This window comes from Streptomyces sp. NPDC058001 (assembly GCF_042886315.1).
Classification (GTDB): Bacteria; Actinomycetota; Actinomycetes; order Streptomycetales; family Streptomycetaceae; genus Streptomyces.
In genome coordinates this window covers 642,266-655,114 of sequence record NZ_JBHVQT010000001.1, presented here as the reverse complement: position 1 = coordinate 655,114, position 12,849 = coordinate 642,266, and the positions used below count along the sequence as shown (strand labels likewise).

Below are 12,849 nucleotides of genomic sequence, written 5' to 3'. Positions count from 1 at the left end.
GGGGACATATCCCCCATGTCCCCCGTCAGCCCCCTGCATGACGGGAGAACGCTCGTGACCGACGCATCCCCGAAGGTTCCCTTCACGACGAACAACGCGGGGATCCCCGTGGAGAGCGACGAACACTCGCTGACCGTCGGCGACACCGGCCCGATCCTGCTCCAGGACCACTACCTCATCGAGAAGATGGCCCAGTTCAACCGTGAACGGGTTCCCGAGCGGGTGGTGCACGCCAAGGGCAGTGGTGCGTACGGAGTCTTCGAAGTCACCAACGACGTGAGTCAGTTCACCAAGGCCGACCTGTTCCAGCCGGGCAAGCGCACCGAGATGCTGGCCCGCTTCTCGACCGTCGCCGGTGAGCAGGGCTCCCCCGACACCTGGCGCGACCCGCGCGGTTTCGCCCTCAAGTTCTATACGGAACAGGGCAATTACGACCTGGTCGGCAACAACACACCGGTCTTCTTCGTCCGTGACCCGATCAAGTTCCAGGACTTCATCCGCTCACAGAAGCGCCGCCCGGACAGCGGGGTGCGCGACCACGACATGCAGTGGGACTTCTGGACCCTGTCCCCGGAGTCCGCGCACATGGTGACCTGGCTGATGGGCGACCGCGGCATCCCGAAGACGTACCGCCACATGAACGGTTACAGCTCCCACACCTATATGTGGATCAACGGCGGCGGCGAGCGGTTCTGGGTCAAGTACCACATGAAGACCGACCAGGGCATCGACCACCTCACCCAGGCCGACGCGGACGCGCTGGCCGGCACGGACGGCGATGTCCACCGGCGCGATCTGTATGACTCGATCGCGTCCGGCAATGCCCCGTCCTGGACGATGAACGTGCAGGTCATGCCGTTCGAGGACGCTCCGGACTACCGCTTCAACCCGTTCGACCTGACCAAGGTGTGGCCGCACGGCGACTACCCGCTGATCGAGGTCGGCCGGATGACGCTGAACAAGAACCCGGAGGATTTCTTCGTCCATATCGAGCAGGCCGCGTTCGAGCCGTCGAACATGGTGCCCGGCATCGGACCGTCCCCCGACAAGATGCTGCTCGGCCGGCTGTTCTCGTACCCGGACACACACCGCTACCGCATCGGCCCGAACTACGCGCAACTGCCGCCCAACCGGCCGCACTCCCGCGTCAGCTCGTACGCCAAGGACGGCCCCATGCGGTACGAGCCGGCGCATGTCGGTGCCGTGTACGCGCCGAACTCGTACGGAGGTCCGGCCGCGGACGTGGAGCGGTACGGCGACCCGGCGGGCTGGGCCACGGCCGGCGAGATGGTCCGGGAGGCGTACAAGCTGCACCGCGAGGACGACGACTTCGGCCAGGCGGGCACGCAGGTGCGCCAGGTGCTCGACGACGCGGCGCGCGACCGGCTGGTGTCGAACATCAGCGGACACCTCGCCGACGGGGTGTCCCGTCCGGTCCTGAACCGTGCCATCCAGTACTGGCGCAACGTCGACAAGACCCTCGGCGACCGGGTGGCCGCCAAGTTCAACGGCGGTTAGTCAAAGGTGGCCGACTAGCCGGGCGGTGGCGCCGCCGGGTTCTGCGGGAGTTGGTCCGACGACGTCGGGTCCGGGCTCGGCGGCTTGATCGTCGCCGGGTCCGACGGCGGCGGCTCGGACGACGGCGGCGGACTCGACGGCGGTTCCGGGGTCGACGGCGGCGGGCTGGACGGCGGCTCGGACGAGGGCGGCGGCGGGCTCGACTCCTGGGACCGCGACGGCGTCGGCTCGGCCGGCGGCGCCACGGCGGCGCCCATGTCCGTGTCGAGGTCGAACTCGCTGGGCGAGCCCATCACGTCGAAGGTGTACGCGGCCCAGATCTCGGCGGGGAAGCCACCGCCGTTGACCCGGCCGCCGCCCGCCGCGCCCTGGAGCGTGGTGTGCGCGCCGCTCGCGAGGGTCTTGCCGTCCGTGTCCTTGCGTTCCTTGGAGACCTCGCCGAACAGGCCGACCGAGGTGACCATGTCCGGTGTGTAACCGGTGAACCAGGCCGACTTGTTCTCGTCGGACGTACCGGTCTTGCCCGCCACGTCCTGCCGGGAGTTGCGTACCGCGCTGCCGGTGCCGTCGTCGACCACACCGGTGAGCACCGAGGTGACCGAGTCGGCGGTGGTGCGCTCGACCACCTGGTCCCCGATCGGTTTCGGCAGGTCGACCGTACGGTCCTTGTGCTCGGCGGACTTCAGCACGGCGGGGGTGACCTTCTTGCCGTGGTTGTCGAGGGTGGCGTACACCCCGGCCATCTCCAGGGGGCTTGCGCCCATCGAGCCGAGGGTCTGCGCCGGCACCGCCTCCAGGCCCTTGACGTCCATGCCGAGGACGCCCGCGGTCTTCATGACCTGGTCCATGCCGACATCGACACCCATCTGGGCGAAGACGGAGTTGATGGACTTGTTCATGGCCTTCTGGACGGTGACCTGGCCGTAGTCGACCTTGTCCTCGTTCGGCGGGGCGAAGGCGATGTCGCTGCCCTTGACCGGACGCCCGCTGGTGCCGTCGTAGACCGTGCTCGCCGTGATCGGCTTGCCGGTCTGGGTCTTGGCGCCCTCCTCCAGGGCCGCGGCGAGGATCAGCGGCTTGAAGGTCGACGCGGGCTGGTAGTCGCGCCGGGTCGCGTTGTTGGTGAAGTGCTTGACGTAGTCCTGGCCGCCGTACATCGCCAGCACCGCGCCGGTCTTCGGGTCGACCGAGACCGCGCCCGCCTGGACGTCCCCGTCGACCTTGCGGGTCTTCGGCTCCAGCTTGCTGGTGAGCTTCGCCTTGACGGCCTGCTCCAGCTGCCGCTGCTTCGTCTTGTCGATGTTCAGCGTGAGCGTCCAGCCGCCCGCCTCGACCTGCGCCTCGGCGTCGGACGCGGACAGCCCCTGGGCGACGAGCTGCTTCTGGAGCGCGTCGTTGGCCGCCTTGACGAGGTATCCGGTCTGGCCGCTGAGTCCGGGCGCGGGCCGCGGATCCTTCGGCACCGGGAACTTCAGGCCCTGCCGCTTCCCGGCGTCCAGCCAGCCCTGCTCGACCATGTTGTCGAGGCTCTTGTTCCAGCGCCCCTGCACCAGCCGCTTGCCGGTGTCCGTCGCGGTGGCCCAGTCGTACTGGCCCGGCGCCTGGAGCAGCGCGGCGAGATAGGCGCCCTGCTCGACGCTCAGGTCCTTGGCGTCGACCCGGTAGTACGCCTGGGCGGCGGCCTGGATGCCGTAGGCGCCCCGGCCGTAGTAGCTGGTGTTGATGTAGCCCGCGAGGATCTCGTCCTTGGACGACTGGCGGTCGACCTTGAGCGAGATGACCAGTTCCTTCAGCTTGCGGCTGACGGTCTGGTCCTGCGTGAGGTAGTAGTTCTTGACGTACTGCTGGGTGATGGTCGAACCACCCTGCTTGCCCTTGCCGGACAGGGTGTTGATCAGGCCGCGTGTCGTGCCTTTGAAGTCGATGCCCTGGTCGCTGTAGAAGGTCTTGTTCTCCAGGGCGACGTAGGTCCGCTGGACGTCCATCGGCACCTGGTCGAGGTCGACCACCTCACGGTTGAACTCTCCGGTACGGGCCAGGATCGAGCCGTCGCTGTACTTGTAGACGTTGCTCTGCTTCTGCGCGTCGGCGTTGCCCGCCGGTATGTCCACGAGCATGTACAGGACGATGAAGCCGGCCATGCCGAGCAGGCAGAGGCCGAAGAAGGTGCCGAGGATCTTCTTCCAGGTGAAGAAGCGGCGTATGCCCCGGCGCCCGCCGTCGGACGAGCGCCCGCGCGGCGCGCGGCGCGCGCCGTGCTGCCGTGCCCGTCTGTCTTCGGCTCGTCCCATGGGTCCGATCGCTCCGCTTCCTTCTCGTTCCTGCTCGCTTCTCACTGGTGCCTCACCCGTGAGGTCAGCTCAGCAAGCTAACACCGCAGGGCGGGACAAAGGACTGCCGATCCGGCCTTTTCCGGACGTGACAATGAGCACCAAGCCCCATGGGAACCGACGAGCGAGAGGTGCGGAAGGTTGCCGCTTGCGCTAATCTGATATCACTTTGCTAGGCCCAACAGGGGCCCGGGGCAAGGGAAACCGAGAGAGACGGGGGCGCGATTATGTCCGATACGCCTGATATATCCGCATCGGAGAAGATGGCCGTCACCAAGGCGGCGGGAGGGTCCGACGGGGGCGCGGGGATGCCCGAGATGCCGGCGCCCCGGGTGCGGGAGTTCGCGGCGCGCAGCATCGGCGGGGGACTCGCCCTGCTCCTGGGTCTGGCGGGGCTCCTGGTGGGAGCGGGGCTGCTCGCGGTGGGTGCGGGGGTCGACGCGACCGGCGCCAAGGCCACGCTGATCGTGCTCGGCGTGGTGGTGGTCATCGCGTCGCTCGTCGCGATGGGCGGTCTGAACATGGTGGCGCCCGGCGAGGCCCGGGTCGTCCAGCTCTTCGGCCGCTACCGGGGCACGATCCGCACGGACGGGCTGCGCTGGGTGAATCCGCTCACATCGCGCACGAAGATCTCGACGCGGGTGCGGAATCACGAGACCGCGGTCCTCAAGGTGAACGACGCCTACGGCAACCCGATCGAACTCGCCGCGGTCGTCGTCTGGCGGGTCGAGGACACCGCGCAGGCCACGTTCGAGGTGGACGAGTTCCTGGAGTTCGTCGCGACGCAGACCGAGGCGGCGGTACGGCACATCGCGATCGAGTACCCCTACGACGCGCACGACGAGGAGGGTCTGTCGCTGCGCGGGAACGCCGAGGAGATCACCGAGAAGCTGGCGGTCGAACTGCACGCGCGTGTGGAGGCCGCCGGGGTGCAGATCATCGAGTCCCGCTTCACGCATCTCGCGTACGCGCCCGAGATCGCGTCAGCGATGCTCCAGCGGCAGCAGGCCGGGGCCGTGGTGGCCGCGCGGCGGCAGATCGTGGACGGCGCGGTGGGGATGGTCGAGGCGGCCATCGCGCGGATCACCGAGCAGGACATCGTCGAGCTGGACCAGGAGCGCAAGGCCGCGATGGTGTCCAACCTGATGGTCGTGCTGTGCGGGGACCGGGCGGCGCAGCCCGTACTCAACACGGGTTCGCTGTACCAGTGACGCCGCAGCAGCGGAAGCAGGTGTTGTTGCGGTTGGATCCGCTGGTGTACGAGGCGCTGGCGCGGTGGGCGGGGGACGAGTTGCGCAGCGCCAACGCCCAGATCGAGTTCCTCCTGCGGAGGGCTCTGGCGGAGGCGGGCCGCCTGCCGGGTTCGGCGAAACCGATTCCCCGGCGGGGGCGGCCTCCGGCCGGGGAGGACGGCTGAACTTCCTTCGGGGGCGCCCGGTACTTGGGCACAGCGGGGGGAACCTTTGGTCGTCAAGGTTCCCCCTCCGGTGGCTATACACGGGGGGTATACATGGTGTGTAGAGTGCTCGCATGTCCATCGGTCACACTCTTTTGGGGCTACTGGAGTCAGGGCCCCGCCATGGCTACGACCTGAAGCGAGCCTTCGACGAGCGCTTCGGGCACGACCGGCCGCTCCACTACGGCCAGGTCTACTCGACCATGTCCCGTCTCCTGAAGAACGGTCTCGTCGAGGTCGACGGAATAGAGGCGGGCGGCGGCCCCGAGCGCAAGCGGTACGCGATCACGGAAGCGGGCATCACGGATGTCCGCCGCTGGCTCGCGACCCCCGAGAAGCCGGAGCCGTACCTCCAGTCGACGCTCTACACCAAGGTCGTCCTCGCGCTGCTCACCCACCGCAACGCCGCCGACATCCTCGACACCCAGCGCGCGGAGCATCTGCGCATGATGCGCATGCTCACGGAACGCAAGCGCAAGGGTGACCTCGCCGACCAGTTGATCTGCGACCACGCCCTGTTCCATCTCGAAGCCGATCTGCGCTGGCTGGAACTGACAGCCGCGCGTCTCGACAAGCTCGCCCAGGAAGTGCGCCCATGACCCCCGCAGGCTCCCTGCTCACCGCTGTCGACCTGCGCAAGGCGTACGGTCCGACGCCCGCGCTCGACGGCGCCGGATTCTCCATCCACCCGGGCGAGGTCGTCGCCGTGATGGGCCCGTCGGGCTCCGGCAAGTCCACGCTGCTGCACTGTCTCGCCGGCATCGTGACACCCGACTCGGGCACCATCACGTACGCCGGTCGTGACCTGACCGCGATGAACGACGCCGAGCGCAGCGCCCTGCGCCGCAGCGAGTTCGGCTTCGTGTTCCAGTTCGGCCAGCTCGTACCGGAACTGACCTGCGTGGAGAACGTGGCGCTGCCGCTGCGGCTGAACGGGTCGAGCCGCAAGGAGGCCGAGCGGACCGCGGTGGCGTGGATGGAGCGCCTGGAGGTCGACGACCTGAAGGACAAGCGCCCCGGTGAGGTCTCCGGCGGTCAGGGCCAGCGCGTCGCCGTGGCCCGCTCCCTGGTCACCGTTCCGCGCATGCTGTTCGCGGACGAGCCGACCGGCGCCCTGGACTCCCTCAACGGCGAGCGCGTGATGGAGCTGCTGACCGACGCGGCCCGCTCGGCGAACGCGGCGGTCGTCCTCGTCACGCACGAGGCCCGGGTCGCCGCGTACTCGGACCGCGAGATCGTCGTACGTGACGGCAAGTCGCGTGACATGGAGCGCGTCGTATGAGCCTCGGAACCCCCGGCGCGGGACCCGACCCCCGCCCCACGGGCCCGACGGGTACGACCGGTTGGGTACGGGACCTCACGATGGGCGCCCGGTTCGCCGTCACGGGCGGGCGCGAGGGCTGGATGCGGACGGCGCTCACAGCCGTCGGCGTCGGCCTCGGTGTGGCGCTGCTGCTGCTCACCACCGCCCTACCCAGCGCCCTCGGCGAACGCCACAACCGTGAGCGTGACCGCCAGGACATGACCTACGCCCAGGAGATCCCGCCGAAGGCGGACAACACGCTTCTCATCGCTCGGGCCGACTCGACGTACCGCGGCGACGAGATCCGCGGGCGGTTGATCCAGGCCGAGGGCCCGCGCGCACCGCTGCCGCCGGGCGTCGGCACCTTCCCCGCGCGGGGCGAGATGGTCGTCTCCCCCGCACTCGCGGAGCTGCTGAAGTCCGACGCGGGCAAGCTGCTGCGCGAACGCCTTCCGTACACGATCACCGGCAGCATCGGCGACAGCGGTCTGATCGGTTCGCAGGAACTCGCCTACTACGCTGGCTCCGACCGGCTGACCGCCCAGAACAGGGGCTCGATCCGGGTCGAACGCATCGACCGCTTCGGCGTGGACCGCGAGTCCGAGCCGCTGGACCCGGTTCTGATGCTGCTCATCCTGATGGTGTTCATCGTGCTGCTGATGCCGGTCGCCGTGTTCATCGCGACGGCGGTCCGCTTCGGCGGCGAGCGCCGGGACCGCAGGCTCGCCGCGCTGCGCCTGGTCGGCGCCGACGGCCGGATGACCCGCAGGATCGCCGCGGGCGAGGCGGTCGCCGGGTCCCTGTTCGGGCTGGTACTCGGCACCGGATTCTTCCTGACGGGACGGGAGTTCGCGGGCAGCCTCCAGGTCTACGACATCTCCGCCTTCCCCCAGGACCTCAACCCGTCGCCCCTGCTGGCGCTCCTGGTCGCCCTCGCCGTACCGGCCGCCGCCGTCGCGGTGACCCTGTTCGCGCTGCGCGGTGTCGTCATCGAACCGCTGGGCGTGGTCCGTTCGGCCAAGCCCCGGCGCCGCCGGCTGTGGTGGCGTCTGCTGCTTCCGCTCGGCGGTCTGGCGATGCTGTACCCGATGATCGGCCAGGGCACCGACCAGGGGTACTTCAACCAGTGGCTGGTCACCGGCGGCACAGTGCTGCTCCTGATCGGGGTCACGGCACTGCTGCCCTGGGTCGTCGAAGCCGTCGTGTCCCGCCTGGACGGTGGCTCGGTCTCCTGGCAACTGGCGATCCGCAGGCTTCAGTTGAGCAGTGGTCCGGCGGCCCGCATGGTCAACGGCATCGCGGTCGCGGTGGCCGGCGCCATCGCCCTGCAGATGCTGTTCGCGGGCGTCGAGGGCGACTACACGAAGATGACGACCAACGACCTGTCACGCGCCCAGATGAACGTCTCGCTGCCCGGCGACGTCCCGCTCGCGGAGGGCGCCCGCGTCCTGGCGGCCACGCGGGGCGTGACCCACACGACACCGCTCGGGGGAGGTTCACTGGGCGACAAGAAGAACGACCCGGACCGCACGAGCGAGCTGACCGTCGGTGGCTGCGACGCCCTGCGCGAGGTCGCCAAGGTGACGTCGTGCCGCGACGGGGACGTCTTCGCCGTACGGAACGCCGAGTACGACACGAACACGCCCCTGCTCGCCAAGTCCGGCCAGACACTGTACGTCGACCCCTCCTACGGCGGCTGGGGCGGCGCCCGGGTGGCCTGGACGATGCCGAAGAACATCAAGTGGGTCGACACCCGTACGGACCCGTCCGGATCCGAGCGCGGCGGCCTCCTCGTCACGCCGAGCGCCCTCCCGAAGGCCGCCGCCCCGGCGATCGTGAGCTGGGTCTATCTCCAGCTCGACCCGTCGGTGGCGGACTCCCGTGAGTTCGTGCGCAACGCGGCGGCGTCACTGAGCCCGATCGCCGAGCCCATGACCCTGGTGGCGCAGGAGCGGAACGATCGCTTCACGTCCATCCGTACGGGCCTGTTCGTCGGCGCGACCTGCGTGCTGCTGCTGATCGGCGCGAGCCTGCTGGTCTCCCAGCTGGAGCAACTGCGCGAGCGCAAGAAGCTGTTGTCGGCGCTGATCGCCTTCGGTACGCGGCGCCGGACGCTGAGTCTGTCGGTCCTGTGGCAGACGGCACTCCCGATCGCCCTCGGCCTGGTCCTGGCGGCGGTGGTGGGCCTCACCCTGGGCGTGGCGCTCCTCAAGATGACGGGAGCGAGCGTCGCCATCGACTGGCCAAGCCTCTTGTCCATGACGGGAATCGGAGCGGGAGTAGTCCTCCTGGTCACCCTCCTGAGCCTCCCCCCACTATGGAAACTCATGCGCCCGGACGGCCTCCGCACGGAGTAACCACCACGCCGCGCCCCGGTGCCGGGTGACCCGAACTTCACAGGGTCACCCAGGCACCGGGGCATCAGCAACCACCCGAACCGGCAACCCCCGAAGCTCCCCCCGCAAAGCCTCAGCCAAAACCCCGTACTCCCCGAACCTCGCCGCCCCCACCCTCGTAGCGAAAGCCACCCTCCGAGCCGGCGCGGGCTCGGCGAAGTACCCGGTCAGCAACTGACCACTACGGGCCGTCTCCACGGCAACCGCACTCCGCGGCAACAGAGTCACCCCCAACCCCCCGGCCACGAGCTGCACCAACGTGGACAACCCGGCAGCGGTGGTCGTGACGGGCACATCGTCCCGCCCCGCCTCCCGGCAGATGTCGAGCGCCTGGTCCCGCAGACAGTGCCCCTCGTCCAGCAGCAACAGCTTCAACTCCCGCAGCGCGTCGCGAGGAATCCCCTCCCGTCCCCCGAGCCAGTGATCCATCGGCGTGACGAGCACGAAGTCCTCGTCGAACAGGGGGAGTTCGACTATTCCCGGCACCCCGAGCGGCACGGCGAGCAGCAGCAGATCGAGCCGCCCGGCGGCGAGGCCGTCGAGCAGGGACTCGGTCTGCTCCTCGTGCACCTGGAGGTCGAGTTGCGGATACCGCTCGTGGACGAGCCGCAGCACCGTCGGCAGCAGATAGGGCGCCACGGTGGGGATCACCCCGAGCCGCAACGCCCCGGTGAACGGCGCCCGTACCGCCTCGGCCTCGTCGAGCAGCGCGCCGACCTCGTCCAGAACGGCCTTGGCCCGTATCGCGAGCCGCTCCCCGGCGGGCGACAACAGCACCTTGCGGGTCGTACGCTCCAGGAGCCGCACCCCGAGGACGTCCTCCAGGGCGGACACGGCGCCGGACAGCGCGGGCTGGCTCATCCCGATCGAGGCCGCCGCGTCCCGGAAGTGCAGATGCTCGGCGACGGCGGCGAAGGCCCGTAGCTGCGCCAGACTCGGCTGCCGCCCCCGCCCGCCCCGCGCGACACCGCCGCGCGCCGCGCGCGTAGCCGTACCCGTACCCGTATCCCTGGCCATGGGCCGTCACTCACTCCCCGTCACTGATAAGCAATCTCGATCAACACCACCGAGTCTAGCTATTTCCCGAATCAATGCACCGTGTGCCACCATCGTGAGCAGTCCAACCCCACAGGAAACCCCTGGAAATCGGGGGTTCCTACGCTGCAAGGAGAGCGCGTGCTCACTGTCGGTGACCAGTTCCCCACGTACGACCTGACTGCTTGTGTGTCGCTGGAGAGCGGCCAGGAGTTCGAGCAGATCAACCACAAGTCCTACGAGGGCAAGTGGCGCGTGGTGTTCTTCTGGCCGAAGGACTTCACCTTCGTCTGCCCCACCGAGATCGCCGCTTTCGGCAAGCTGAACGACGAGTTCGCCGACCGTGACGCCCAGATCCTCGGCGCCTCGGGCGACTCCGAGTTCGTGCACCACGCCTGGCGCAAGGACCACGACGACCTGCGTGACCTGCCGTTCCCGATGCTCGCCGACTCCCGGCACGAGCTGATGCGGGACTGCGGTGTCGAGGGCGAGGACGGCTTCGCGCAGCGTGCCGTGTTCATCGTCGACCCGAACAACGAGATCCAGTTCACGATGGTGACCGCCGGTTCCGTGGGCCGTAACCCCAAGGAGGTCCTGCGGGTCCTCGACGCGCTCCAGACGGACGAGCTGTGCCCGTGCAACTGGTCCAAGGGCGAGACCACTCTCGACCCGGTCAAGCTGCTGGCCGGTGAGTGAGTGTGGCCCTCGACGATCTGAAGTCCGCCGTACCGGACTACGCCAAGGACCTGCGGCTCAACCTCGGTTCGGTCATCGGCAACAGCGATCTGCCGGCGCAGCAGCTCTGGGGCACGGTCCTGGCCTGCGCCATCGCGACCCGCAGCCCGATCGTGCTGCGGGAGCTTGAGCCGGAGGCCAGGGCCCACCTCTCCCCCGAGGCGTACACCGCGGCGAAGTCGGCGGCGGCGGTCATGGCGATGAACAACGTCTTCTACCGCACCCGCCATCTGCTCTCGGACCCCGAGTACGGGACGCTGCGCGCGGGCCTGCGGATGAACGTCATCGGCAACCCCGGTGTGGAGAAGGCCGACTTCGAGCTGTGGTCGCTCGCGGTGTCCGCGATCAACGGCTGCGGGCAGTGCCTCGACTCGCACGAGCAGGTGCTCCGCAAGGCGGGCGTCGACCGCGAGACCGTCCAGGAGGCGTTCAAGATCGCCTCGGTGCTCCAGGCGGTCGGCACGACCCTCGACGCCGAGGCCGCCCTCACGGCCACGGTCTGACGGCGACGTACGACGAAGGGCCCGCACGGACACTCCGTGCGGGCCCCTTCGTCATGTGCCGTACCGTGCCTGGGAGTTGGCCGTAGTCGCGCCGCTACTTCTCCGGACCCGTGCCGGGCGGTGACGCCGGTGGCGCCGGTGGTTCCGGGGGCGGTGCGGGCGGCAGGTCCACCGGAGCCACGCCCGCGGCCGTCGCGCCGTGCGGCTGCGGTGACCGTCTCAGCGCCTCCTCGCGGGAGTACGCCCGCAAATAGCCGACGACCGTGTTGGTCACCGCGACCAGCGGTACGGCGACGACGGCGCCGCCGATCCCGGCGACCAGACCGCCGGCCGCGACCGACAGGACGACGGCGAGCGGATGCACCCGTACCGCGCGGCCCAGGATGAAGGGCTGGAGGATATGGCCCTCGATCTGCTGCACGGCGAGCACCACCGCGAGCGTCATGACGGCGGTGAACACGCCCTGCGTGACCAGCGCGACGACGACGGCGAGCGCGCCGGACACCACCGCGCCGACCAGCGGGATGAACGCGAACAGGAAGATGAACACGGCGAGCGGCACCGCCATCGGCACACCGAGGAAGTAGATGCCGAGGCCGATGAAGATGGCGTCGATCAGGGCGACTATCACCGTGCCGCGCACATACGCGGTCAGCGTCCGCCAGGCCCGGGGCCCGGCGCCCGCGATGCCGGGACGGGCCGCCGTCGGGACGAGCTTGAGGACCCACTCCCAGATGCGGCGGCCGTCGTAGAGGAGGAACAGCGTCGAGAACATCGCGAGGAGGATGCCGGTGAGGGCCTCCACGATGACGGTGACGCCCTCCAGACCGGCGGACGTTATGGAGTCGGTGTTGGCGCCGACCGCGTCCCGCAGGTTCTTGGCGATGTCGTTGATCTGGTCCTCGGTGACATGGAACGGGCTGTTGAGGAGCCACTTGCGCAACTCGTCGATGCCGTCCTGGACCTGGTTGGACAGGTCGTCGATGTTCTCCATGACCTGCCACACCACGAACCAGCCGACCAGGCCCATCACGACGAAGCCGAGGATCGCGGTGAGCACGGTCGCGAGCCCGCCCGGCACACCGAGCCGTTTGAGGCGGGCGACGGTGGGTTGCAGCAGCGCGGTGACGAGGAGCGCGGCGACGAACGCGAACACGACGAGCTGGACGGAGCTGATGACCCGCATCAACACCCAGAGCGTGCCCGCGAGAACGAGGAGGCGCCAACTGGCCTCGGCGGCGACCCGCAGCCCCCACGGCACGGCCGTGACCGGGTCGGTGGGCGGCGCCACGGCGGGCGCGTAGGCCGGGGGCGGTGGTACGTGGTCCGGTGTCGACGGGTCGGTGCCCGTGCCGGGCCCCGGCATGTCGTCCTCGGCGTCGGCGCGTTGCTCGGCGCGCGCCCGGCGTTCGTCCCACTGTTCGCCGAGTTGCTGGCCGAAGCGCGAGAGACCCGACCCGAGCCGGTCGAGCCACCCTGGTACGCGCGCCATGATCTGTCCTCTTCCCCCGCTTCTCGCGCTTTTCCCGCTCACCACTCCCCCGGAACGTAGAGAACCGTACAGGGCCGAAGC

General features: G+C 69.3%; 11 protein-coding genes. 8 read left to right on the top strand and 3 right to left on the bottom strand.

What is annotated here, in order from left to right:
- Positions 1–54: 54 nt before the first annotated feature.
- Positions 55–1,518 (top strand): catalase, encoded by a 1,464-nt coding sequence (locus ACFVT5_RS03090; RefSeq protein ID WP_389880772.1) that lies wholly within the window; start codon positions 55–57, stop codon positions 1,516–1,518.
- 14 nt (positions 1,519–1,532) lie between these two features.
- On the opposite strand, the gene ACFVT5_RS03085 is transcribed toward ACFVT5_RS03090, so the two are convergent.
- Positions 1,533–3,809, bottom strand: a complete 2,277-nt coding sequence (locus ACFVT5_RS03085) for a transglycosylase domain-containing protein (RefSeq protein ID WP_389880770.1) — start codon at positions 3,807–3,809, stop codon at positions 1,533–1,535.
- Positions 3,810–4,111: 302 nt separating this feature from the next.
- On the opposite strand from ACFVT5_RS03085, the gene ACFVT5_RS03080 reads away from it, so the two are divergent.
- The 5 genes from ACFVT5_RS03080 to ACFVT5_RS03060 all read left to right on the top strand — a co-directional run bounded on the left by ACFVT5_RS03080 (position 4,112) and on the right by ACFVT5_RS03060 (position 8,964).
- Positions 4,112–5,059 (top strand): SPFH domain-containing protein, encoded by a 948-nt coding sequence (locus ACFVT5_RS03080; protein ID WP_389881011.1) that lies wholly within the window; start codon positions 4,112–4,114, stop codon positions 5,057–5,059.
- Complete coding sequence (locus tag ACFVT5_RS03075; RefSeq protein WP_389880768.1) at positions 5,005–5,265, top strand: hypothetical protein; 261 nt, start codon at positions 5,005–5,007, stop codon at positions 5,263–5,265. Before ACFVT5_RS03080 ends, ACFVT5_RS03075 begins: the two co-directional genes overlap by 55 nt.
- A gap of 113 nt (positions 5,266–5,378) precedes the next feature.
- On the top strand, positions 5,379–5,903 hold the full coding sequence (locus ACFVT5_RS03070; protein WP_389880766.1) for a PadR family transcriptional regulator: 525 nt from the start codon (positions 5,379–5,381) through the stop codon (positions 5,901–5,903).
- Positions 5,900–6,586 carry an ABC transporter ATP-binding protein gene (locus ACFVT5_RS03065; RefSeq protein ID WP_389880765.1) on the top strand — a complete coding sequence of 229 codons (687 nt, stop codon included), beginning with the start codon at positions 5,900–5,902 and terminating at the stop codon, positions 6,584–6,586. The genes ACFVT5_RS03070 and ACFVT5_RS03065 overlap by 4 nt, the downstream gene beginning before the upstream one ends.
- An 80-nt stretch (positions 6,587–6,666) precedes the next feature.
- The gene (locus ACFVT5_RS03060) at positions 6,667–8,964 is read left to right on the top strand and encodes an ABC transporter permease (RefSeq protein ID WP_389881009.1); all 2,298 of its coding nucleotides are present in this window, start codon (positions 6,667–6,669) and stop codon (positions 8,962–8,964) included.
- A 45-nt stretch (positions 8,965–9,009) separates the two neighbouring features.
- Here ACFVT5_RS03060 and ACFVT5_RS03055 read toward each other — a convergent pair whose 3' ends face one another.
- A complete protein-coding gene (locus tag ACFVT5_RS03055; protein WP_389880763.1) occupies positions 9,010–10,020 on the bottom strand; it encodes a LysR substrate-binding domain-containing protein in 1,011 nt (336 codons plus the stop codon).
- A 159-nt stretch (positions 10,021–10,179) separates the two neighbouring features.
- Here ACFVT5_RS03055 and ACFVT5_RS03050 point away from each other — a divergent pair, with 159 nt between their 5' ends.
- A complete protein-coding gene (locus tag ACFVT5_RS03050) occupies positions 10,180–10,734 on the top strand; it encodes a peroxiredoxin (RefSeq protein WP_389880761.1) in 555 nt (184 codons plus the stop codon).
- A gap of 2 nt (positions 10,735–10,736) precedes the next feature.
- On the top strand, positions 10,737–11,276 hold the full coding sequence (locus ACFVT5_RS03045; protein ID WP_389881007.1) for an alkyl hydroperoxide reductase: 540 nt from the start codon (positions 10,737–10,739) through the stop codon (positions 11,274–11,276).
- Positions 11,277–11,370: 94 nt separating this feature from the next.
- On the opposite strand, the gene ACFVT5_RS03040 is transcribed toward ACFVT5_RS03045, so the two are convergent.
- On the bottom strand, positions 11,371–12,768 hold the full coding sequence (locus ACFVT5_RS03040; RefSeq protein WP_389880759.1) for an AI-2E family transporter: 1,398 nt from the start codon (positions 12,766–12,768) through the stop codon (positions 11,371–11,373).
- Positions 12,769–12,849 lie beyond the last annotated feature (81 nt).